At 67.6% G+C, this 22248-nt stretch carries 18 protein-coding genes; 7 read left to right on the top strand and 11 right to left on the bottom strand.

Annotated features, from left to right (window positions below; translation table 11 throughout):
• Nucleotides 1-2: 2 nt before the first annotated feature.
• Nucleotides 3-1415 carry a M16 family metallopeptidase gene (locus KT882_RS05145; protein ID WP_161075199.1) on the top strand — a complete coding sequence of 471 codons (1413 nt, stop codon included), beginning with the start codon at nt 3-5 and terminating at the stop codon, nt 1413-1415.
• Nucleotides 1416-1449: 34 nt separating this feature from the next.
• On the opposite strand, the gene KT882_RS05150 is transcribed toward KT882_RS05145, so the two are convergent.
• Nucleotides 1450-2397, bottom strand: a complete 948-nt coding sequence (locus KT882_RS05150) for an alpha/beta fold hydrolase (protein WP_161075198.1) — start codon at nt 2395-2397, stop codon at nt 1450-1452.
• A 70-nt stretch (nt 2398-2467) separates the two neighbouring features.
• Here KT882_RS05150 and KT882_RS05155 point away from each other — a divergent pair, with 70 nt between their 5' ends.
• Complete coding sequence (locus tag KT882_RS05155; RefSeq protein ID WP_161075197.1) at nt 2468-3043, top strand: DUF805 domain-containing protein; 576 nt, start codon at nt 2468-2470, stop codon at nt 3041-3043.
• 21 nt (nt 3044-3064) lie between these two features.
• Here KT882_RS05155 and KT882_RS05160 read toward each other — a convergent pair whose 3' ends face one another.
• Genes KT882_RS05160 through KT882_RS05200 form a run of 9 tightly spaced genes read right to left on the bottom strand, consistent with a single transcriptional unit; the run spans nt 3065 to nt 12902 of the window.
• Nucleotides 3065-4414 (bottom strand): DUF58 domain-containing protein, encoded by a 1350-nt coding sequence (locus tag KT882_RS05160; protein WP_161075196.1) that lies wholly within the window; start codon nt 4412-4414, stop codon nt 3065-3067.
• On the bottom strand, nt 4411-5439 hold the full coding sequence (locus KT882_RS05165; protein WP_161075195.1) for an AAA family ATPase: 1029 nt from the start codon (nt 5437-5439) through the stop codon (nt 4411-4413). The genes KT882_RS05160 and KT882_RS05165 overlap by 4 nt, the downstream gene beginning before the upstream one ends.
• Nucleotides 5423-6757 carry a DUF4350 domain-containing protein gene (locus tag KT882_RS05170; protein ID WP_228894731.1) on the bottom strand — a complete coding sequence of 445 codons (1335 nt, stop codon included), beginning with the start codon at nt 6755-6757 and terminating at the stop codon, nt 5423-5425. The genes KT882_RS05165 and KT882_RS05170 overlap by 17 nt, the downstream gene beginning before the upstream one ends.
• Complete coding sequence (locus KT882_RS05175) at nt 6754-8361, bottom strand: hypothetical protein (RefSeq protein WP_228894732.1); 1608 nt, start codon at nt 8359-8361, stop codon at nt 6754-6756. The genes KT882_RS05170 and KT882_RS05175 overlap by 4 nt, the downstream gene beginning before the upstream one ends.
• Nucleotides 8351-9310, bottom strand: a complete 960-nt coding sequence (locus KT882_RS05180; protein WP_161075192.1) for a stage II sporulation protein M — start codon at nt 9308-9310, stop codon at nt 8351-8353. Before KT882_RS05180 ends, KT882_RS05175 begins: the two co-directional genes overlap by 11 nt.
• Before the next feature lie 10 nt (nt 9311-9320).
• Nucleotides 9321-10040 carry an RDD family protein gene (locus tag KT882_RS05185; RefSeq protein ID WP_228894734.1) on the bottom strand — a complete coding sequence of 240 codons (720 nt, stop codon included), beginning with the start codon at nt 10038-10040 and terminating at the stop codon, nt 9321-9323.
• Nucleotides 10041-10091: 51 nt separating this feature from the next.
• Nucleotides 10092-10919 (bottom strand): type 2 periplasmic-binding domain-containing protein, encoded by an 828-nt coding sequence (locus tag KT882_RS05190; RefSeq protein ID WP_161075190.1) that lies wholly within the window; start codon nt 10917-10919, stop codon nt 10092-10094.
• Between the two features lie 2 nt (nt 10920-10921).
• Complete coding sequence (locus KT882_RS05195) at nt 10922-11713, bottom strand: substrate-binding periplasmic protein (protein ID WP_228894735.1); 792 nt, start codon at nt 11711-11713, stop codon at nt 10922-10924.
• Nucleotides 11694-12902 (bottom strand): TIGR04552 family protein, encoded by a 1209-nt coding sequence (locus KT882_RS05200; RefSeq protein WP_161075188.1) that lies wholly within the window; start codon nt 12900-12902, stop codon nt 11694-11696. The genes KT882_RS05195 and KT882_RS05200 overlap by 20 nt, the downstream gene beginning before the upstream one ends.
• Before the next feature lie 181 nt (nt 12903-13083).
• Between KT882_RS05200 and KT882_RS05205 the strand changes: the two genes are divergently transcribed.
• Nucleotides 13084-14232: a sensor histidine kinase gene (locus KT882_RS05205; protein ID WP_228894736.1), complete on the top strand. Its 1149-nt coding sequence runs from the start codon at nt 13084-13086 to the stop codon at nt 14230-14232.
• A 214-nt stretch (nt 14233-14446) separates the two neighbouring features.
• Complete coding sequence (locus KT882_RS05210) at nt 14447-17383, top strand: TonB-dependent receptor (protein ID WP_161075186.1); 2937 nt, start codon at nt 14447-14449, stop codon at nt 17381-17383.
• A 73-nt stretch (nt 17384-17456) separates the two neighbouring features.
• Here the strand turns inward: KT882_RS05210 and KT882_RS05215 are convergent, their stop codons facing one another.
• Entirely contained in the window at nt 17457-17900 is a 444-nt protein-coding gene (locus KT882_RS05215) for a nuclear transport factor 2 family protein (RefSeq protein WP_161075185.1), read from the bottom strand.
• Between the two features lie 151 nt (nt 17901-18051).
• On the opposite strand from KT882_RS05215, the gene KT882_RS05220 reads away from it, so the two are divergent.
• The 3 genes from KT882_RS05220 (at nt 18052) to KT882_RS05230 (ending at nt 22167) form a co-directional block, all read left to right on the top strand.
• The gene (locus KT882_RS05220; RefSeq protein WP_228894740.1) at nt 18052-18588 is read left to right on the top strand and encodes a DUF2058 domain-containing protein; all 537 of its coding nucleotides are present in this window, start codon (nt 18052-18054) and stop codon (nt 18586-18588) included.
• Nucleotides 18589-18673: 85 nt separating this feature from the next.
• Nucleotides 18674-19480 carry a hypothetical protein gene (locus tag KT882_RS05225; protein WP_228894741.1) on the top strand — a complete coding sequence of 269 codons (807 nt, stop codon included), beginning with the start codon at nt 18674-18676 and terminating at the stop codon, nt 19478-19480.
• Nucleotides 19477-22167 carry a hypothetical protein gene (locus KT882_RS05230; RefSeq protein ID WP_228894742.1) on the top strand — a complete coding sequence of 897 codons (2691 nt, stop codon included), beginning with the start codon at nt 19477-19479 and terminating at the stop codon, nt 22165-22167. The genes KT882_RS05225 and KT882_RS05230 overlap by 4 nt, the downstream gene beginning before the upstream one ends.
• Nucleotides 22168-22248: the final 81 nt, after the last annotated feature.

Raw genomic sequence — 22248 nt, forward strand, 5'->3', positions numbered from 1 at the left:
CCATGAAGAAACTGATACTGGCCGTGGCCATCTCCACGCTGTGCGCTCCCGTGCTGCACGCCCAGACCGCCGCCCCCGCCGCCTCGCCGGTGCCCGCCTACGGCGCGGACAAGCCCCTGCCCGTGCCCAAGATCGCCCGCAAGACGCTGGCCAACGGCCTGGAAGTGTGGGTGGTGCCGCGCACCGGCCTGCCGCGCGTGGACTTTGTGCTGGCCGTGCGCGGCGCCGGCTACGCTGCCGACGACGCGCAGCACCCGGCCTTCGCCAGCCTGCTGGCCAACCTGCTCAACGAAGGCACCACCAAGCGCAGCTCGCGCGCGGTGGCCGAAGCGGCGCAGGGCATGGGCGGCAGCGTGGGCGCCGGCACCAGCAACGACGGCATCACCGTGTATGGCAACGCGCTCGCTTCCAGCGCGGCGCCCATGGCCGCGCTGCTGGCCGAAGTGGCGCGCGAGCCGTCCTTCCCCGACGCCGAAGTGCAGCTGGCCAAGACCAACGCCCTGCAGGCGCTGAAGGCGGCCGAAGCGCGTCCGTCCTTCCGCGCCGAGCGCGCCATCTCGCGCGTGGTCTATGGCGACCACCCATACGGCCGCACCACCGCCACCGCCGAAGCCATCACCTCGGTCGACGCGGCCCTGCTGCGGGCCGAACACGCCAAGCGCTTCCGTCCCGAGCGCAGCCTGCTGGTGATCACCGGCCGCATCAAGGAAGCGGACGCCATGAAGCTGGCCGAAGCGGCCTTCGGCAGCTGGAAGTCGACCGGCCCTGCGCTGCCGGACACCCCTGCCGCCGCAGCGGCCATGCCGCCGCAGCGCCTGCTGCTCGAGCGCGCCGGCAGCGTGCAGTCCACGCTGCGCCTGGGCCGCCCCGGCACCGCCGCCAGCGTGGAGGACTACGTGCCGCTGCGCCTGGCCAGCACCATCCTGGGCGGCGGCTTCAGCAGCCGCGTCAACCTTAACCTGCGCGAAGAGAAGGGCTACACCTACGGCGCCTCGGCCGGCGCGCGCATGAGCCGCAACGGCGGCGCCATCATCGGCGGCGCGGACGTGCGCAACGAAGTGACCGGCGCCGCGCTGGGCGAGTATTTCAAGGAATACCGCAAGCTGGGCACGGAGCTGGTGGGCGACGAGGAACTGAGCATGAACAAGCGCTACGTGGCGGGCACCTACCTGGTCACGAACCAGCTGCAGGGCGCGGTGGCGGGCACGCTGGCCAACAACTGGCTGGTGGGCCTGCCGCCGGAAACGCTGGGCAGCTTTGTGCCCAAGATCCAGAAGGTGAGCGCGGAGCAGGTGCGCGACATGGGCAAGAAGTACTTCTCGCCCGAGACGCAATCCATCGTGGTGGTGGGCGACAAGGCCGCAGTGGCCGAGCAGCTCAAGGAGTTTGGCGAGTTTACGGTCACCGACCGGTAGGGCGGGTTAGGCGCGCCGCGCCGTAACCCGCCGTTTACGCCGAGCCGCGCCGGAACTCGAGGTAATCCTGCGCGGTGCGCCGTGGTTCTTCCACCATCGGCAAATGGCCCACGCCCGGCATCATCACCACGCGGCTGCGCGGGAACAGCTGGCCGAAGGCGGCGGCGCCGGACGGGTGCAATATCCCGTCCTGCTCGCCCCACACCACCAGCGCCGGCAGCGCGGCGTACTGCGGCTGCGGCTGCAGCAATGGCGACGCCGCCACCTGCTGCATGATGGCCGTGTGCAGCGGGAAGTCCGCCACGGCGCGGCGGCCCAGCGCGGTGAGCACGGAATGCGGCAGGAAAGGGCGCTCCTGCGTGCAGGCGTCCACCAGCGCGCCGTATTCCTGCTCTTCGCGCACCAGCAGCGGCATGTCGCCGCTGGCTTCGTAGCGCTTCAGCACTTCCGAACTATGCGACGCTTCCGTGCCCGCCGCGTCCAGCAGCCACAGGCTGGCCACGCGTTCCGGGTAGGCGGCGGCAAACTGCGCGGCGATAAAGCCGCCCATGGAGTTGCCGCCCAGGTGGACGCGGCCCGGCGCAATCTGGTCCAGCAGCGCGCGCAGGCGTTCGGCCTGTTCGGCGATGCCGTAGCCCGCCTGCGGGTCGCGGCCCGCGTCGCCAAAGCCCGGCAGGTCCGGCGCGATCACGCGGTAATGCGGCGTGAGAAAACGCGCGATGCGGGTAAAGTTGTCCTTGTCGCCGGCAAAGCCGTGCAGCAGCACCAGCGTTTCTCCCTTGCCGCCTTCCAGGTAGGGCATGGCGAAGCCGGGCACGCCGGCCTGGCGCAGGCGCAGGCCGGAGCGCAGCCGCTCCAGCGCAATGCCGGCGCGCGCCGCCGTCATCGGCGCCAGGCGGTCGAACAGCACCAGCGCCATCAGCAGCGCGGCGCCCAGCGACAGCAGGGCGCTGAAGAAGTAGACGAATTGTTGTGGATCCATTGCCGCTTTTCCTTATAAATCCAGTAGTATTGCGTAATTAATAATTTAATAAACCATGGGAGCATACGCCGTGAACACCCCCAATCCATATTCGGCGCCCAGCGCCGACCTGTCCGGCCTGGCGCCGGGCAAAGACCAGACCTATGAGCCCAAGCTGTTCGCCTGGCGCGGCCGCATAGGCCGTCTGCGCTACATGGCTTACCTGTTCGCCGCTTCCCTGGCCAATATGATCCCGGTCACCATCCTCATGGGCGTGCTGGGCGCGGCCGGTATCCTGTCGAGCAACCAGGACGCCATCGTCGCCATCAGCACCTTGCTCTACCTGCCGCTGCTGGTGCTCAGCTTTGTGCTGGCCAAGCGCCGCTTCAACGACGTCAACCGCAGCGGCTGGTTTTCGCTGCTGCTGTGGGTGCCGCTGGTGAACTTCATCGTCTCGCTGTACCTGGTCTTCGCGCGCGGCGACGAGGGCGACAACGACTTCGGGCCGGCGCCGTCGCCGAATACCCTGCTGATCAAGATCGTCGGGCTGGTGTTCCCGGTCCTGTTCATGGTGGGCATTATCGGCCTGATGGCCGCCGTCACCATTCCTGCCTACCAGAGCTATGTGCAGAAGGCGCAGGCCAGGTCCGCCAGCCAGGGCCTGTAAGCGCGCTTGCAAAGCGGGCACTCAGAGCTGCCCGCTCTCCTTGATCTCCAGGTAGCGCCCGATCAATGCGGCGCTGAGCTGGCCGGGCGCCACGTCCACCAGGGCGTTCGCGCGCAGCCCCAGGCGCCGTATGGCTTCGCGGCGCTGCTGCAGGTAAAGCATGGCGGCAGGCTGGCGCAGCGCGTCCTGGAAGCCGGCCACCGGCGCCGCTACGGCGCGGTCCAGCGCCTGTTCGCGCAGGCTGGCGCACAGCACCATGTGGCGCGTGCCGAGCAGCTCGCAGGCGCTGCGCATGGCCTGGTCGTCCTCGTCGCGCAGATTGGTGATCAGCACCACGAAGGCGCGCTTGCTCAACTTGTTCATCAGTGCGCCCGCCGCTTGCGTGTAGTCGGGCGCGGTTTCATCCGGCTGCACATCATACACGCCCGCCAGCAGGCGGTCGAAACCGGCGCGGCCCTTGGCCGGCGCCAGCCAGCGCCCGCCGGCGCCCGCGCTGGCCCCGCCGAAGGTCATCAATCCCACCGAATCGCCCTGTTTCTGCGCCACGAAGCCCAGCGTCAGCACGGCTTGCAGCGCGTGGTCGAAATGGCTGCTGCGGTCCGCGCCATCGTGGTCGCGCGCCAGCATGCGGCGGCCGCAGTCGAGCAGGAACACCACCTGCTGGTCGCGCTCCTCCTGGTACTCGCGTGCGATGGGCTTGCGCTGGCGCGCCGTGGCCTTCCAGTCTATCGAGCGCAGGCTGTCGCCCTGGCGATACTCGCGCAGCTGGCGGAAGTCCGTGCCTTCGCCGCGCCGCCGCTTGCGGATGGCGCCGGCCGCCGGCGCGCGGCGTTCGGTCGCCTGCAGGGTCTGGCCCAGCAGGCGGGAATAATCGGGGAACACCTTCACCGTCTGCTCGGGGCCGATGCGGCGCGTGCGCTGCCACAGGCCCCAGGGTGAGCTGACGCGCACATGCGGCTGGCTGAAGCGCGCGTTGCCGCGCTGGTCCGGCTTGACGCGGTAGACCACGGAGGCAAAGCCGCCGCCGGCGACGGTGCAGGCATGCGGCATGCCTTCCAGCGCCCAGGCGGCCGGGTAGCCGTCGAACAGGTCCAGGCGCAGCGGGCGCGTGCCGAGGTTGTGAACCGTCAGCGTGACGGCGTGCCACAGCTCCACCGGCAGCACGCCGGGCAGCTGGCGCTCCAGCCGCAACGGCGGCGGGCGCAGCGTGTGCCAGGCGTCCACCAGCGCGGCGGCCAGCAGGGCGGCGCCGGCCAGCCACCACAGGGCGGACAGCGGCCAGGCGGTGCCGGCCAGCGCAGGGACGGAAGCGGCGGCGCCGAGCGCGGCCCAGGCCAGCAGCAGTTGCAGCAGGCGGCGCGCTGGTGTCATGCGCGCGGCGCGGCGATCTGCTGCACCAGCGCCGCCAGCAGGTGGTCGCTGTTCAGGCCATCGAGTTCGCTTTCCGGCGAGATGGCGACGCGGTGGCGCAGCACCGGCAGGCTGGCCAGCTTGATGTCGTCCGGCGTGACGTAGTCGCGCCCGGCCAGCAGGGCCATCGCGCGCGCCATGCGCACCAGCGCGATGCTGCCGCGCGGCCCGGCGCCGATGGCGATGCCCGGCCAGTCGCGCGTGGCGCGCACCAGGCGCACGGCGTAGTTGGCCACGCTGTCGTCCACCCGGATGCGCGCCACCAGCTGCTGCAGCGCCAGCACCGTTTCAGGCTTGACCAGCGTGGCCACGGCGGCCACGTCCAGGCCGTCGCCCACGCGGTTGCGCGTGACCGACTGCAGCATGGCCTGCTCCTCGTTCTCGCTCGGGTAGCCGATGCGCACCTTGATCAGGAAGCGGTCCAGCTGCGCTTCCGGCAGCGGATACGTGCCCTCGTTTTCCAGCGGATTCTGCGTCGCCAGCACCATGAAGGGCGGCGCCAGCGCGTGCGCTTCGCCTTCTATGGTCACCTGGCTTTCCTGCATCGCCTCCAGCAGCGCGGATTGCGTCTTGGCGGGCGCGCGGTTGATCTCGTCGGCCAGCAGCAGGTTGGCGAACACGGGGCCCTTGCGCACGCTGAAGGTCTGGTTCTTCAGGTCGAACACGGCGTGGCCCATCACGTCGGCCGGCATCAGGTCGGGCGTGAACTGGATGCGCGAGAACTGGCCGGCGAAGGTCTTGGCCAGCGCGCGCACCAGCAGTGTCTTGCCCAGCCCGGGCACGCCTTCCACCAGCACGTGGCCGCCTGCCAGCATGCAGGCTAGCACCTCGTCTATCACTTCCTGTTGGCCCACCACGGCGCGGCGGATTTCCTCGCCCATGCGGCGCACGATGTCCAGCGCCTGCTGCAGGCGCTCGGCGCCAATGGCGCTGCCGCCGTCCTCGGCGGAGGGTTGTGGGTTGTTGTCGCTACTGTTTTCGCTCATATAGGTTTCTCACTTGTTGGAGTAGCTGGATCTGGCGCGTGAACGCGGCCGGTTGGGACGCGGCGGGGCCGTGCAGCGCGCTGCGCATGTCAGCCAGCGGGGCGCTGCACAGGCGCGCCAGGCGGGCCGCCTGTTCGTCCGCGCCGAGCTGCTGCAGTTCCGGAGCGCGGCGCCGCAGCAGCGCCAGGGTTTCTTGCCGCGCGGCGGACAGCAGCGTGTCGCGGCCGCCGGCGGCGCGCCACAGCCAGTTGCCGCTCGCTTCGATATGTTCGAGCAGGGCGCGGCGTTCGGTGGACGGGTCCGGCAGCATGGGGCCGAAGCGGCGCGCCGCGCGCCACAGCAGCAGCGCAAGCAGCAGCGCCAGCGCGGTGAGCGGCATCCATGCGGCCTGCCACAGCAGCGCGTACCACGGCGACGCGTCGGCATGCAGCACCAGCATCACATTGCGGCCCTGCTGGTTCAGGCCTGCCAGGCCAAGCAGCAGCTCGGCGTGGTCGTAGCGGGGCAGGCGCTGGTTGTTGAAGTAGTTGTCCGACACCATGACCACATGGCCTTTGCCCTCGCCGTACACGCGCACCGAGGCGCCGTCGGCATCGCTCCACAGCGGCGTGATGCGGGCATGCAGCGGGTATAGCACCTCGGTGCCGGTGTCCAGCGCGAGCGGGTAGGCGCCGCCGGGCAGGGTGACGCAGGTGAGCTGGCGCAGCTCTTTCTTGGGCGCCGGGACTTCTTCCGCGCCGCTGCCGTCGCTGTCGTCCTCCTCCATGTCCTCGTCTTCCTCGTCGCCTTCCGCTTCGGCGTCCGGCGGCGGGGCGCCGGGATGGTCGCAATCGGCGCGCAGCTTGCTGCGGTAGCTCAGGCCCACGCCGAAGCGCTTGCCCAGCGGGTCGGGCTCGGTCAGCGGAATCACGCGCTTGCGCGGATCGAGGCGGTCCGCCTTGTCGCTGCCGCCGGGCCGCACCGGCACCCACTTGGGCTGCATCAGCAGGGTGTTGCCGCGCCGGACCCAGTCCATCAGCTGCTCCGCCTGCACCGGATCGACCTGGCCGGTATTGTCCGCCAGAATCAGCGTGCCGCCGGGCAGGCTGGCCAGGCGCGCGCCGCTCAGGCGCTGCTCCACGCTGACCGTGTAGCCGTGCTGCTTGAGCAGCGTGCCGGCCGCCAGCATGGGATTGCTGATGGCCAGCGGCGAGACGTAGTTGACCGCAGCCGGCGAGCGTTCCATGACGGCGTACCACAGCCACACGCAGCCCCCGAGGGCGGCGGCGCAGGCCAGCGCAATCAGTGCGCGCCGTGTATTGCGGCGGCCCGCGCTCATGGCAGCTCCCCGGCTGGCGCGGCAGCGGGAGCGGAGGCCGCATCAAATTGCGCGCGCCATGCATCGCAGGCGGCATACAGCGCCGCGCTGTCCGGCCAGCGCGCGCCATACGCGCCGTTCAGCCACAGCGTAGTGGTGGTGGCGGCGATGGCGTAGCGGGCAGGCGGCAGGGCGGCTTGCTGCGCCAGCCGCAGGCAGTCACCCTCGGTGGCGCCTTGCGCCAGCAGCAAGCCGTCCTGCTGCACCAGGCGCGACAGCGTGGCCCGGTACAGCAAGGCCAGCGCGGCGCGGCGCTCGCCGCGTTCCCACAGGTTGCGCACGGCGTCCGCCACGTCGGGCGGCAGGCTCTCGGCACGGATGTCCAGCCCCGCGATTTCGGTCGCCGCCAGCATCTCTGGCGCAGGCAGAAGCCATGCGAACTTGCCGCGATAGCGGTGCAGCAGCCATGCCACCAGCATCACGCCGCTGGCGATCAGCACCAGCTTGATGGCAAAGGCCAGCGCGCTCAGGTCGGGCATCCTGGGCGGCTTCTCGGGCTTGGGCGCCTTGAAATCCTTCAGGTGCCAGCTGTCCTCGCATTTGTAGCCGCGCAGGTCGTCGCTGTTGTAGAGCTGGCGCAGCTCCTTGCGCAGCAGCGCCTGTTCCACGCTGTGCGGTGGCGCGTGCTTGCCCACCACGTCAGGCAACTGCTTGGGACGCGCGCATTGCACGCCGCCCGGCGCGGGTGCGGGTGCGGCCGGCTGCAGCGCTTCGGCGCGGGGCGCCGGAGCCGCCGCCATCAGCACGGCGGCGATGCAGGCCAGCGCGGCCAGCAGCAGCGGCTTTGCGTGGCCGGCCTGCGGCTGGTGGCGCGCGGCCGGCGCCTGGATCTGGCGCAGCGTGATTTCAATGTCCCAGGCCTCCAGCGTGGCGCGGCGGTTCAGGTAGAGCGTGAAGCAGCAGGCCGTGTAGATGGGGCCCATCACGCCGCCCGCCACGCCGTAGAACACCATGGCCAGCATGTCCACCAGCGTGCTGTGCGGACCTTTGCTCAGGAAGGCCAGCGGATTCATGGTGGTGTCGCTGAGGAACAGGCCCACCAGCGCCATCATGCCGAAGTTCAGCACCCCTTCGAAGTGGGCGCAGGCCAGGCCGAAGCGGTAGGCGGCGGCGCCGGTGCCGTTGCGGCCCAGGGCGGCGCGGCGCTCGCTCGCGGCCGCGCCGCGCGCCTGTTCGAGCTGCCAGATCGGCTGGTACAAGCCGCGCCCCGGCATGGCAAGGCGCCACCAGGTCAATTGCCGCACCCAGCCGCCGCCCAGCTGCCGAGGCCAGGCCCGCAGCGCCTGGCGCCAGCTCACGTCTTCGCCGAATACCTGGCGCGACAGCACATACAGCGGGCCGCGCTCCAGCAGCGGCCGCAGCCACCAGGGCAGCAGCATCCATAGCAGCGTGTAGTCCGGCAGCATGAAGATCATGGCAACGGACAGCGCGCACAGGGGCAGCCACAGCGCGAGCCAGGTCTTGTACACCGGCCCGGCGTGTGCGCGCAGCAGCGCGAAGCCCAGGTCCAGCGCCTGCGGCGCCGGGCGCGGACGCAGCGCGATGCGCAACTGGTCAATCCGCATGCGGCGCTCCACGGCGGCGGCCCGCAAGCAGGAAGAAGGCGATCACCGCCGTCCAGCACACGCCGCCCACGGCGAACTTCACCTGCGGCGGTATGGCCGCGCTGGCGGACCAGAAGGCTTCCACGAAGGCCGCCAGCAGGGTCAGCACCGCCGCGCCGGTAATCACCGGGAACATGGCGCGGCTGCTGGCGTGCAGCGCGTGGCGCCGGCTCAGGCGGCCGGGGGCGATCAGCGCCAGGCCGAGGCGCATGCCGGACAGGCCGGCCAGCACCAGGCCGGTGATTTCGAAGCTGGAATGGGTGACCACGAAGGACCAGAAATTGATGCGCGTGAGCGGGTCCATGCTGAGCCAGCTGGCGATCACGCCCATGTGCATGCCGTTGAAGGCGAGGCTGAGCAGCGAAGGCAGGCCGCCGAAAATGCCGCCGGCGAAGGTGCGGAAGCAGATCGATACGTTGTTCCAGATGTAGTGGCCGAACATCTGCAGGTCGCCCTCCTGGCCGCGCCCCAGGTCGATGCGGCCGGGCCGGTACATGCGGCGGTATTTGTCCAGCTGCTCGGGGTCGATGAAGCTGTGCGCCCAGTAGGGGTGCTGCCACACCAGCAGGCCCAGGGCGAGCGCCACGCCGAACACGGCCAGCGCCGCCAGCAGCAGCAAGCGCCACTCGGCGCGCACGCGGCGCGGAAAGTCCACCAGCAGCCATTCCATCAGCGCGCGCGGACGCTCGGCCGCCGCGCCGTACAGGCGCAAATGGCAGGCCGCCGCCTGCGCCTGCAGGTAGTCGGTCAGCGCCGGCGAGTAGCCGCGCTGGCCGGCCAGCGCCAGGCACTGGCACAGCCGGCGGTACAGCGCGGGCAGGGCGGCCGAATCTTCGGAGCGGTTTTGCAGGATGGCGTCGACCGCTTCCCACAGGGGCGCGTGCTGCTGTTCGAACTGGGTCTGTTTCATGGCCGCGCGCTCATTGCTTCAGGCCCGCCGCATAGGAGCGCAAGCGCTCCAGGGAGGCCGCGCCGGTTGTCCCGGTGAGTGGTTCGGCGACGTCGCCCAGCTCCTCCAGCCGCGCCTGCGGCAAGCCCTGTTCGCGCTCGAACAGGTCGGCCAGGGCGCGCTGCTGCGCAGAGGTGAGCGGGAAGGGCGGGGGCAGCGGCGCCGCATCGCGTTCGGCGGCGGCGGGGCGGGCGGGAGGCTTGTCGCGGTACACCACCAGCGTGCCGGCCACGATGTCGCCCAGGCGGCGGAACTGGCGATCGTACAGCATGCAGGCCAGGCCGGTGGCGTAGGCCAGCGGCAGGAAGTCGGCCACCAGCAGCAGGTTGCGCAGCGCCGATTCGCGCCAGCCCACCGGCAGGCCGTTGTCGCGCCGGACCTGCAGGCCGAGCGCGCGCTTGCCCACGGTCTGGCCCTGGAAATAGACTTCGCAGATGACGGGATAGCCCCAGTAGCTGACGAAGGCCAGCACCGCCAGCACGCCCTGCGCCATGCGCGGACCGCGCAGCAACAAGGTGGCCGCCAGCATAAAGGCCAGCCAGAGCGACACGTCCAGCGCCCAGGCCCAGGCGCGCGGCGCCGGTCCCGCCGGCGTGAGCAGCAGGCGGGTGCCTTCCGGCGTGGTGAGCGAGAGCCGGCCGTCGATCAAGGCCGTGATGGATATGCGGTCATGGATGGCTATTGTATCCAAGAAACAGCACGGAGTTGCAAAAAAAGTAAACCGTGCTGCTCTCCGCCCGCGCTAAGGCGGCTCGGCCACGCCCGCCTCGCTGGCCAGCTGGCGGTATTCGGCCGATTTGCGCGCGGCGGCGATGGCGCGCCAGATGGCTTCCGCGCGCTGCGGTGCGCTGCGGTAAGCGGCGAGGTTGAAGATCAGGTGGAACTCCACCACCCGGTAAGGCGGCGCGGCCTGCACCACCCGGTCGCGGAAGCGCGCGTCGCTGCGCGCCAGGCGGCCCGCCTCCATTCCCTGCAGGACGGCGACGTCGAACATGCCGCTGGCCAGCAGGCGCAGGCCGTCGTCGGCCGACTTGACCAATTCGCGCGTGACGAAGCCGCGCTCGCGCAGTACCGAGGCAACCAGGTAGCCGGATTGCACCGCCACCTCCTGCTTGGGCGCGGCCAGGGTCTGGCCGTCCCAGCTGCCGCTGCCGCCCACGCGCAGGAACACGTTCACGGTATCCGTGAACAGGGCGCGCGCCGGGTCGGCTCTGCCGTCGGGCAGCAGCGGGTAGGCGGCGAAGCTGCGGCGCAGTTTGCTGTCGGCGGCGGCGATCACCGCATCCACCGTGCCTGTGCGCAGCTCCTCCAGGCAGCGCCGCCAGGGTTTGGCGGCATATACAAAGCGTTCGCCCAGTTGTTTCTCCACGCGCCGCAACAGCTCGAAGGTGAGGCCGTTGTTGTCCGGCGTGGTCCAGGGGCGCTGCGCCACGTCTTCGTAGCACATGACCAGCGGCGGTGCCTCCGCGCCGGCTCCCGCAACCGGACCCGCGCTCGCCTGCGGCGCCAGCGCCAGCAGCGCAGTAGCCAGCAGCGTGGCCGGGACGGCGCATGGAAGCAGGACGCGCATGCTTAGTCTTCCTTGTAGCTGGCGTAGATTTTTTGCAGCTCGCCGCGCTCGGCCAGCTTGCGTAGCGCCTGCCGCAGCTGCTCGGTGGCGGGAGGCGGCAGCGAAGGTGACACAGCGAAATACAGAGTCTCCTCGCTGAACACGGTGGGCAATAGCCTTATCATGCCCTTTAACTGTTCGTCTGCGATATAGCGCCGCAGCGCACTCTCCGTGTGATAGTAGAAGCGGCCGCGCTTGTTGAGCAGCTTGCGCAGATTGACGTCGGTGTCGCGGCTGGTGGCGTCTACGCGCAGCCCCTTCTCATGCTGCAGCTTGCTCTCGTGCGCCGTGCCTTTGGAGACGATGATCACGTTGTCCGGTCCCAGCTTGCGGATGTCGTCCAGCGAATTGACCACCACCTGGTCGTCGGCGCGCACGGCGATGGTGTGGCGCACGGTGTAGACCGGAACGTCGATGAAGCCGAACCTGGCTTCGCGCGCGCTGGTGCGTATCAGCGCGCAAAACGCGTCCAGCTGGCCTTCCGCCAGCGCCGATTCGATGCGCGGCAGCGACATGGGCTGGGTCCAGCCGCTGAAGTGCAGCGCGGGGTCGGTTCGTTCGAGCGCCTTGATCACGTCCACGCAGATGCCCTTGCGCTTGGCGCGCAGTTCGTACTTGAGGGTGTTGTTGTCCTGCGCCGCCGTGCGCAGCACCAGCGGGCCGGCGTGCGCCGGGCCGGCCAGGCAGACCAGCGCGGCCAGGGCCACGCGGCAACGGGCCGCCAGGCGGGCCGGATCAGGCCATGACGGCGGCATCGTGGCTCTCCATCCAGCGCAGCAGTTCGCGGCCGAACACGCGCGTGCGCGCCGTCTCCACTTGCCGCCGCTTGTAGGCTTCGTGGCTGGCGGGGCCGCTCAGGCTGAGGTCATGGCTGGCCTTGTCCATCAGCTGGATCTCGTACTCGAAGAAGAAACCCACGTCGTAGTCCGGCTCCACCGATTCTTGCGCGGCGGCGTCCTGCGCGGCGAAGATGGGCAGGCTGCTGCCGCCTGCGTCGTCGGCGTGCAGATGGATCATCTTGCGCACCGTCACCTGGATGCTGCTGAAGCCTTCGCCGCTGTGCGGATTGTCGCTCCGGGTCTGCTGCTCCGAGCGCGCCAGCAGCTCGTCGTCCATGCGCAGCAGCAGCTGGGCCGGGTACTGCTCGCTGCGCTCCAGCATGGGCCGGTATTTGCAGAACACCTCCTTGGCCGCCTCCATGTCCAGCAGCGTGTTGCGGGTGCGCTGCGAATCGACATTGGTCACCGACAGCAGGTGCGCGCGCTGCAGGGTTTGCAGGGCCAGCAGGCATTCGAAGCGGGTGTTGAAGATCATGCGCACGCCCAGGTGGTCGTACACGTCCGCCGCCAGGTAGGCCGCCTTCTGCAGCAGCTTGAGCAGGATGCTGTTGCGGCCCTTGTTGTTCTTGCGGTCGAAATGCAGCAGCGGCAAGCAGGTGTCGCCGTGCGTGAGGAAGTAGTGGCCGTCCTCGCAGCGTATCACCTCGTCCAGCGAGGCGAACACCTGCTCGCGGATGGTGTTGAAGTGGCGCAGCTTGAGATTGTTGTCGATGTAGAAGATGCCGTGCATGACCTTGAGCACCGCGCACGACCACATGCGCAGCGCGTCCGCGTGCATGCCGCGCCGCGAGGCGTACACCAGCAGCTGCAGCGGATCGTCCGGGTTGCGCACTTCATGCGGGATCAGCGCCTCCTGTCCGGGCTCCAGGAAGGTGCAGGCGATGAAGGCCACCGCCTCGCGGTGGGCGCGCGCGATCACGGCGGGCGCGGCCGGCTGTTCCAGGTCGAAGCCGTATTCCAGCACGAACTGGCGCGCGTCGTGCAGATTGCGCAGCGCCAGCGCGCCCAGGTCGATGGCGGACACGCCGCTGGCGATCGCGTTGAGGTAGCCCCAGTTCAGCGAGAATTTGTGCGCGCACTTGAGTGAAGCATGCAGTTCAGTCATGTCCTCGACCATCACCACTATCCGATAAGCAAGTATCCCCCTGTGCCGGGCAACGGTCAATCGGGGCCTGTCCTGCGTTGCAATTTGATCGCGGCGGCAGGCCGGCGTGCTGCGCTGCAGCACGCCGGGCGCGCAGGTTCAAGCGGGCGTCGGCCGCCCGTTCCCGGCGCTATACTCGCTCATGGCTTCGAATCTGACAGGCACGACGGACCCTGGCCAGCCCGGTCTGGCGCCGGCCACGCGCGCCCTGCTGGATTGCCGCGACGAGGTGGTGAGGGCCTGGATGGACACGGTGCGGGCCGAGTTGAGCAAGGCGGTGCCGCTGCATATCTCCATCCTCGGCAATACCCTGCCCGCCATTGTCGATACGCTGGCCCTGCTGCTGACCGAAAGCGAGCGCGAGCATGCCATATGCGACCTGCTGTCCCTGGCCACCGAGCATGGGGGCGAACGCGCGCGCCTGACGCCCTACGACATCACCACCCTGATCCACGAAATGCAGCTGTTCAAGCGCGTGCTGTTTGCCCGCATGGAGCAGGCGGGCACGCCGCTCGATCTACAGCAGCGCGCGCTGATCGCCAGCAGCATCGACAATATGATGCGCGACAGCGCCAATGCCTTTTCCGCCGTGCAGGCGGCGCTGCGCGAGCAGTTCGTGGCGGCCATTACGCACGACCTGCGCACGCCGCTGTCGAACGCGCGCATGGCCGCCGAGCTGATCGAACGTATCGCCGGCAGCGACGACGTGCGCCAGCTGGCCCAGACCATTTTGCGCAGCGCGGCCCGGATCGACACCATGACGCGCGAACTGCTGGACCGCATTGTGTTCGGCGGCTGCGGCAAGCTGGCCCTGCGCATCAGCGAATTCGACCTGGCCGAGCTGGCGCGCGAAGTGGCCGGCGCCATCGCTTCGGGCGGACGCGTGCAGCTGGAGCTGCCGCCGCAGCCGCTGCTCGGCCACTGGTGCCGCGATTCGCTGCGGCGCGCCGTGGAGAACCTGGTCGGCAACGCCATCAAGTACGGCCGCCCCGATGCGCCGGTGCAAGTGTCTGTCGGCGTGCTGTTCGAGCGCGTCAAGATTGCGGTGCACAACGAGGGCGAACCCATCGCGCCCGAGGACTGCGAGAGCATCTTCCAGCTCTACCGCCGCGCCGCGCACGCCAAGGACGCGGCGCAGGGCTGGGGCGTGGGCCTGCCGTTTGCGCGCAAGGTGGCCGAGGCGCACGGCGGCAGCATCGTTGTGGCAAGCAACCAACAGGATGGCACCACCTTTGTCATCGACATTCCGCGCGACGCCCGGCCCCACCAAGGGGCGCCCACGGTCGCCTGACGGGAAGCCAATCAATCAGCTGATCAATCAGCAGACCAGTCAGTTGCTCAACTCCGTGACTATTTGTGCCGGCCGTGTTGCGGGCGAAATGAATCCGCATATGATCGAAATCGCGTTGGGACGCGCGCTTCATTTCCAAACAAATAAATCACAAGGAAGCAATATGACTAGCCGGCACAGTAGCACCCCTCATCTTCCCGCTTTGAAACCCACCTTGATCGCCCTGGCGGTATTTTCGCTAGCCACCTCGCTGCAAGCGCAGGCCCAGGACAGCGCCAAGGACAAGCCCGACGACAACGTGGTGGTCGTGACCGGCTTTCGCGCCAGCCTGAACAGCGCGCTGAACACCAAGAAAAACAGCGACGGCATCGTCGACGTGATCAAGGCGGAAGACATCGCCAAGTTCCCCGACGCCAACCTGGCCGAATCGCTGCAGCGCGTGCCGGGCGTATCGCTCACGCGCGGCGACGGCGGCGAGGGCAAGCAGATTACCGTGCGCGGCCTGAACGCGGGCTTTACGCGCGTGCGCATCAACGGCATCGAGGGCGTGACCGCAACCGGCGCCTCCGATATCAACGGCAGCACTAACCGCGGCCGCGGCTTCGACTTTTCCGTGTTCGCCTCGGAGCTGTTCAACAGCCTGGAAGTGCGCAAGACTTCCGAGGCCAGCGTGGAAGAAGGCTCGCTGGGCGCCACTGTCGACTTGCGCACCGCTCGCCCCTTCGACTTCAAGGGCCAGACCTTCAGCCTGGGCGGCCAGGAATCGTGGAACGGCCTGTCGCGCAAGGCCGAGCCGCGCGTGACCGCGCTGTACTCGGACCGCTGGGAAACCCCGATCGGCAAGATAGGCGCGCTGGCCTCGGTGGCTTATTCCAAGCGTACCGTGCAGGAAGAGGGCTACGAGGCAGTTGAACTGCTGAGCGCCAGCCAGGACGGCGGCTTCTGCTCGCCGCTCGGCTATGCACCGCAAAACCCGGTCAACACCCCGTCCAAGGGCATCACCGCCACCGCCTGCGGCACCGGCGTGCCGCGCACCTCCAACCTGGCCGCCTACAACGACGTGATGGGCCGCCTGGACAACTACGGCGGCACCGTGGCCAGCCCGGCCGCCGGCTCGGGCGCCTTCGCGCCGCGCATTCCGCGCTACCGCCGTTCGCTCACCAACTACGAGCGCACCGGCATCACCGCGTCCGCGCAATGGCGTCCGGACACCAAGACCGAACTGAACCTGGACTTCATGGGCGGCAAGTTCGTCAACGACCGCTACGACAACTACATCTCCGCCATCTCCTTCGGCCGCACGCTGGGCCAGTCCAACGGCAAGCCGCAGTCTTCCATCCTGGACGCGCACTTCGACGCCAACGGCAGCTGGGACTACGGCAAGTTCAACGCGGTGGACATCCGCACCGAAGGCCTGCTCGACAAGTACACCACCTTGTTCCGCCAGAACGTGCTGTCCGGCAGCCGCGAGATCACCGACCGCCTCAAGGTGGACTTCCTGACCGGCATCTCGAACTCCGACCTGGACGAGCCGATGCGCGCCACGGTGCAGTTCGACACGCCCAACGTGGACGGCTTCTCCTTCGATTTCCGCAACAACCGCAACGTGCCGACGTTGAACTTCGGCATGGACGTGGCCAACCCCAGCCTGTTCACCTTCGCGCCGCAGGAAGCGGACGGCACCTTCCACGGCCAGTTCGTGGGCCGCTACCTGCACACCAAGAACAAGCTGCGCACCAACGCCGTCAACGCCAGCTTCGAGCTGAACGACAACCTTACGCTGCGCGGCGGCCTGTCGAACCGCAAGAACACTTGGACCAACGTGGAGATCGGTTCGGGCGGCAACGGCCTGGCGCTGCCGGCCGGCACCACCATGGCCAGCATCACGCGCCAGATCAGCGGCTTCGGCCGTGGCCTGGGCGGCAGCGGCGTGCCCACCTCGTGGGTGGCGGTGGACCTGGACAAGTTCCGCCAGATCTACGACATCGAATGCCACTGCTCGAAAGTGCCGGGGTCCGAGTACAACCTGCTGGGCCAGGCCAACCGCGGCGTGGAAGAGGGCATCAACGCGCTGTACGGTTCGGTCGACTTCAAGTACGACGTCGGCCCGGTCGGCCTGCGCGGCAATGTGGGCGTGCGCGGTGCGGAAACCAAGGCCACCTCGTTCGCGCTGATCAACGCCAACGGCGTGCTCACGCCGGCCACGGTGGAACACAAATACCGCGACGTGCTGCCGGCGCTGAACGTGACCGCCTCGCTGCCGCAAGACGTGCTGCTGCGCTTCTCGGCCGGCAAGACGCTGTCGCGTCCGGAGTACACCGACCTGGCGCCATCGGCTACGCTGTCCACGCAGAACCAGTCGGTCACCATCGGCAATCCCAACCTGGACCCGATCCGCGCGCGCACCTATGACCTGCAGGCCGAGTGGTACTACGCCAAGAACGCGCTGCTGTCGGTGGGCTACTTCCGCAAGGAGATCAACACCTTCATCCAGGGCGTCTCCGAGCGCGCCGTGTTCTCCTCGCTGGGCCTGCCTGACTCCGTGCTGATCGGCGGCGGCTGCAGCATCACCGGCGGCACCCCTGCCTGCCCGACGCTGCCGGACACCATCGTCACCGTGGGCCGCAAGGTCAACACGCCGGGCGGTCCGTTGAACGGCTTTGAAGTGAACCTGCAAGCGCCGTTCAGCTTCCTGCCCGCCGGCTGGAACAACTTCGGCCTGCTGGCCAACTACACCCACGTCGATTCGAAGATCACCTACGTGACCCGGGTGGACAACCCGAACACGCCGGCCAACGAGTTGCTGAGCAAGACCGCCAACTTCACCGGCCTGTCGCCGAACGCGCACAACATCACGCTGTTCTACGAAGATCCGAAGTTCAGCGCGCGGGTCTCGGCGGCGCACCGTTCGGCCTATCTGCTGAACGTGCTGGGCGACGTGGCGGGGCATGACTTCACGGTGGTGGACGGTTCGACCAATATCGACTTCAGCCTGTCCTACAACATCACGCCGAAACTGCGCGTGAGCCTGGAAGGCCAGAACCTGACCGACACCCCGCTGCGCTACGGCCGCGACCTGCAGCGCAACGACACGCTGCTCTACGTCCACTCCGGCCGTACCTTCGTGCTGGGCCTGACCTACAAGTACTGATCTAAAAGCGCTGATGTAGACCGGGCGATATGCGCCCCTGCGGATGGCTTCCCATCCGCAGGGGCGTACGCGTTTAGTGGTGCAGCTGCGCCGCGCTGGCGGCTTGGCCGGGCTGGTCGGCGTGCAGGGCGCGTTCGGCGCCTGCGGTGTCGTAATAGGACTGGAAGCGCGCCACCTTACCGTCGCGCAAGTTGAACACGTGGACCCAGGGGCTGTCGTAGCTGCGGCCGGTGTTCCTGGCCATCCAGGTGGCCGTGCCCGTCACCACTACCTGATCCCCTTCGGCAATGAACTGCTGCGGTACGAAGCTGAGCGCCTTCACCGACGCGTCCAGCTTGTGGAAGAACTGCGCGATTTCGGCCTTGCCGTGGAAACAGCCGGCGAAGGGTACGAATTCGGATTCGGGACTGAGCCACTCGGCGTCGTCGTGGTAGCGCTCGAGCAGCTTGCGGATGTCGCCGGTCTGGAACAGGCGATAACCTTCCATGACCAGTTGCTTGTTTTCCTGTATGCCCATGACATACCTCCTGATAGGTCGGCAGTCCGACAGCAGTCGCGGATGGTCATGCCGCAGAGAGCCGATCTGTTAAGCCTAGTGCCGGCGGGGCGGAAGTCAAGGACGGCGCCAAGGTTTGCTATGCTAGCGTCTTTCGCACGGAGTTTAGATTATGGTTTCATTGGCAGATCAGCTGCTCAAAGCCGGCCTGGTGGACAAGAAGAAGGTCAAAGTCGTCAACCAGGACAAGAGCAAACAGAAGAAGGAAGAGCGCCGCACCGGCACCGAGAGCGTGGACGAGGCGCGCCTGGCCGCGCAGGAAATCCAGCGCAAGCAGGCCGAACGCGCGCGCGAGCTGAACGCCCAGCGCGACGCGGCCGCCGCGCAGAAAGCCATCCAGGCGCAGATCGCGCAGATGGTGCAGCAGAACCGCCAGAACAAGGGCAAGGGCGACGTGCCCTACAACTTCACCTTCGGCACCAAGATCGAGCGCATCTATGTGTCGCCCGAGGTGCAGGCCCACCTGGTTGCCGGCCGCCTGGTGATCGTGTGCCTGAACGGCGCCGTGGAACTGGTGCCGCGCGTGATCGCCGACAAGATCGCCGAGCGCGACGAATCCATCGTGGTGCGCGTGAAACAGGCCAGCACCGAAGTCGATGAGGACGATCCTTACGCTGCCTTCAAGATTCCTGATGATCTGATGTGGTAAAGCCTTACCCCGGCAAGCGCACTTGTAGTAATATCAACATTCTGAACGGCATGTTCAGGATAGTGCGCATTGTCGGGGGAGGCCTATGCTCGTCATACGAAACACCCAGCTCGAAGCGTTCGGACCGCTGCTGCGCCAGCGTTTTGAACACGAGCTTGCCGCCAGGCTGGTGGCTTCCTATCCGCGCGAGTGCCGGCAGGCCGGCGGCGCGGACCAGATCCTGCTGCTGGTCCGCCAGGGCGTCCGGGCTGCCGCCGCCCAAGGCTACACCAGCAAGCGCCAGGCCGGCATCTATGTCGCACTGACCTTCATCCTCGGCGTGGATTTCGCCAGCGACCCGCAACTGCCCTGGGTGGCCGACTATCTGGACGAACAGGCCATCGCCGACCCCACCGTGCGGCTGGAGCAGCTGTTTTCCGCCACCCTGGACTACCTTGCCGCCACCGCCGGCAGCGACGGCCAGCGCGTGGTGCGCGCCATGCTGCGCATGCGCGCCTTCGACCTCGCAGCGGCGCCGCGCCGCACCGGCGAGGCCTGGATCAGCGACGTGGCCGCCATCTTCCAGCAGTTCTATCCCGAAAAATACCGCCACCAGGGCGACGCGCTGATGCGCCGCGTGATCTGGTCCGGCCGTCGCCGCGCCAAACAGTATGGCCTGGCCGCGCCGGCGGGCGTGTTCGTATTCCTGGAGCTGATGTTCATGCTGGGCAGCGGCTTCGACCATGATCCCCTCCACCCATGGGCCGCCGCCATCCTGAACGACGAGCGCATAGCCGGCGAAGCGGAACGCACCGAGCGGCTGTATGCGGCGGCGATGGCGCACCTGGCGCAGTCGCTGTCCGGCCAGGACCACCAACAGGACCACGAACCACAACAGGAGCGCGCCGCATGAGCGGAAAAAGCACAAACCAGGCGGCGGCGCTGGACAAGCAGATGCAACAGGACGGCGACGGCGCGGTGGACGGCTCCGCCCAGCCTTGCCCCAAGGCCCAGCGGCCCACGCTGCTCGCCAAAGTGACGTGCGACGTGGACGGCCCCAAGACCATCCACGCCACCGTGAACGGCGTAGGGCAGAAGGCCAGCAAGGCCAAGACCGGCATTGCCGATTTCGGCGTGGTGCAGCCCGGCACCTACACGGTCAGCGTAGGGACCATCCTGGCGCCGGACGACAAGGACTACGTGATACTGCCCGGCTCCACCAGCACGGTGACGCTGGGGCCGGGCGACAAGCAGACCGTCGACCTGAAGGTGGACAAGAAGAACATCGTCACGCCCAAGCTGGAGCTGGAATACAAGGTGGTCATGCTGGACCGGGGCCTGGGCGAGCTGCAGGAAGCCAGCCAGCCCAAGCTGCTGCCGGACCCGACCTATGTGGAGCTGTCCTTCAGCGAATCGAACAAGACCTATCCCTATGCCGGCGGCGGAAAATTCAGCTGCACGCCGGCGAATGTGGACGTGTTTCTCGATGCCGCTTGCACGCAGAAGCTGACCGCCGACCTGACACCCCAGCAGCTGGCGCCGGACACCAAGCTCAAGCTCTACCTGCGCGGTACCAAGGCGGGCAAGTTCAAAGCCAAGCTGGGGCTGACCGACCCGAACCTGCCCGGCGTGCGCCTGGACGAGCCGGCCACCGAGGCCATGGGCGTGGTGGAGCTGGAAATGGTGGTGCACCAGCACAGCCGCGAGAAACTGCTGAAGCTGGATGGCAAGCCGGACGATGCGGACGCGCTGGAGTCGCTCAAGCTGCCCAAGCAAAAGGCCATGGACGACGCGGGCAAGGTCACCAAAATGGGCCGCCTGCTGCACGCGCAGGACAGCGGCAGTTTTTCCCGCGCCAGGCTGCTCGTCAAAAAATACACCAAGAAGCACTGGCCGGACGGCACCGACGACTACGAAATCGTGTTGACGACAACGGCCGCCAGCGGCGGGCTGGCCATCCACACCAAGGAATGGGACGACGAGCTGAAGGATCCCGTCAAGATCCGCGTGGCGGATCTGAAGGCGAAGGAGCACGAGTTCTGGGTGGAGGGCGGCAGCGCCACCAATGCCCTGCTGGACGCGAAGCTGGACCTGGGCATGGACCGGGCCGACGGCGGCCTGGCCAAGACCGCCAAGCGCCACGGCGACTGGGCCGGCTTCACCGTGGTGAAAATCGACGAGGTCAAGGTGGACTACCAGGCGCCAGCCAGCGGCCCGGCCTGGGACGCGGCGCAAAAGCGCTTCTACATCAACCTGCTGCAGGACACGGACGGCCGCAAAGTCACCATAGGCGCCAAGCTCAGCGTGGCGCTGGCGGACGTGGAGCTGCACGTCATGCTGGCGCCGGACAAGGACAACCGCAAGCAGGCCAACTGGAATGTGGACATGCCCAAGAGCTGGAAGTGGAAGGATATTTCCTCCAGCTTGAAGCACCTGGACAAGGTGAAATACAAGAAATACCTGCACTTGTCGGCCAAGACGGACGCCACCGGCTACGCAAAAGTGGAAGTGATCCTGTCGCGCTTCGGCGGCGACAAATTCCAGCCCGCGGCCTACATAGAACAGGACCCGCACCTGGCCAAGTATGTGGACGGCCACGGCGAACTGGAGAAGCGCAAGCCGGTGCTGGCCAAGGACGACAGCATCACCGTCTGGCGCAAGGTGTGGTACCAGTTGAGCAAGGCCGCCGGCTTTAATCCGCCGGCGGCGGACGTCACCAAGAGCGCTTACGAAGAGGTCTACACCGAACTGGTGCTCGACAAGATCAAGGACTTCGACGTGGGCTCGGCGCCGGCGCAGACCTTTTACCCGCAATACATGCTGGACATGAACAGCACGTCGACCACCCTGGTGGCCAATATCGGCAGCTACAACAAGCTGGCGCTGTCGGCCCGGCTCGACACGCAGCCCGACCAGCCGGTCAAGCGCCATTTGATGGTGTGCGCCTACCAATGCGATCCGGGCGGTACGGCCTTGGGCCAGAGCGACCCCGTCGAAAGCGATATGTCGGGCCAGTATATCGATATCGACGTCAGCAGCGAGCTGTATGTGGTCGACCCTGAAATGGAGAACGGCGGCCCGATGGCCACGTCGATCTACTGGTACCGCGATTCCGATTCAACCAGGGTTCCCATTCCGGCGAACGAGGCGCGGGTGGCCAAGCCGCGCCAGACTCCCGGACACATCCAGGTGCGGCTGCCGGCCATTGTGCCGCCTCCTTCGGCCGCCGATGCGGTGTATGTGGTGGCGCGCTGCCATACGGCCGAAGACTTTCTGGGCGAAAGTTTCGGCGTCAGGCATACGCTGGCGGTGTACGATCCCACGGAGAATGACGATTATTTCGATACTATCACCCATGAGTTCGGCCACTCCTTCAACCAGACGCCGCGCCCCGGCAAGCAACCCAAGTCGCTGCCCAAGCATCCCAAGCAGAAGGACAAGGGGCAGGGCAACCACTGCCGGGTGAATGGCGGCAAGGCAGGCAAGAAAATCAAGTACGAGTGCGTGATGTACGATGCCGGACCGATGAAATGGGGCATCCATAAATTCTGCCCCAAGTGCCAGCCTTATGTGCTGGCGGAAGATTTCCACAGACCTTGAGCGGCGGGATGCAGCATGCGAATTTTTTTGCGGAACCGCGCCATGGCGGTGGCGCTCGTGGCGGTGGCCGCCATGTCAACT

It is taken from the genome of Pseudoduganella aquatica, from assembly GCF_020865585.1.
Lineage (GTDB): Bacteria > Pseudomonadota > Gammaproteobacteria > Burkholderiales > Burkholderiaceae_D > Rugamonas > Rugamonas aquatica_A.

Coding starts and splice junctions, on each gene's coding strand:
- KT882_RS05180 (WP_161075192.1), bottom strand. CDS start 9,310: ATGAAACAGACCCAGTTCGAACAGCAGCACGCGCCCCTGTGGGAAGCG.
- KT882_RS05225 (WP_228894741.1), top strand. CDS start 18,674: ATGCTCGTCATACGAAACACCCAGCTCGAAGCGTTCGGACCGCTGCTG.
- KT882_RS05150 (WP_161075198.1), bottom strand. CDS start 2,397: ATGGATCCACAACAATTCGTCTACTTCTTCAGCGCCCTGCTGTCGCTG.
- KT882_RS05215 (WP_161075185.1), bottom strand. CDS start 17,900: ATGGGCATACAGGAAAACAAGCAACTGGTCATGGAAGGTTATCGCCTG.
- KT882_RS05145 (WP_161075199.1), top strand. CDS start 3: ATGAAGAAACTGATACTGGCCGTGGCCATCTCCACGCTGTGCGCTCCC.
- KT882_RS05170 (WP_228894731.1), bottom strand. CDS start 6,757: ATGAGCGCGGGCCGCCGCAATACACGGCGCGCACTGATTGCGCTGGCC.
- KT882_RS05165 (WP_161075195.1), bottom strand. CDS start 5,439: ATGAGCGAAAACAGTAGCGACAACAACCCACAACCCTCCGCCGAGGAC.
- KT882_RS05230 (WP_228894742.1), top strand. CDS start 19,477: ATGAGCGGAAAAAGCACAAACCAGGCGGCGGCGCTGGACAAGCAGATG.
- KT882_RS05175 (WP_228894732.1), bottom strand. CDS start 8,361: ATGCGGATTGACCAGTTGCGCATCGCGCTGCGTCCGCGCCCGGCGCCG.
- KT882_RS05195 (WP_228894735.1), bottom strand. CDS start 11,713: ATGCCGCCGTCATGGCCTGATCCGGCCCGCCTGGCGGCCCGTTGCCGC.
- KT882_RS05220 (WP_228894740.1), top strand. CDS start 18,052: ATGGTTTCATTGGCAGATCAGCTGCTCAAAGCCGGCCTGGTGGACAAG.
- KT882_RS05160 (WP_161075196.1), bottom strand. CDS start 4,414: ATGACACCAGCGCGCCGCCTGCTGCAACTGCTGCTGGCCTGGGCCGCG.
- KT882_RS05200 (WP_161075188.1), bottom strand. CDS start 12,902: ATGACTGAACTGCATGCTTCACTCAAGTGCGCGCACAAATTCTCGCTG.
- KT882_RS05205 (WP_228894736.1), top strand. CDS start 13,084: ATGGCTTCGAATCTGACAGGCACGACGGACCCTGGCCAGCCCGGTCTG.
- KT882_RS05190 (WP_161075190.1), bottom strand. CDS start 10,919: ATGCGCGTCCTGCTTCCATGCGCCGTCCCGGCCACGCTGCTGGCTACT.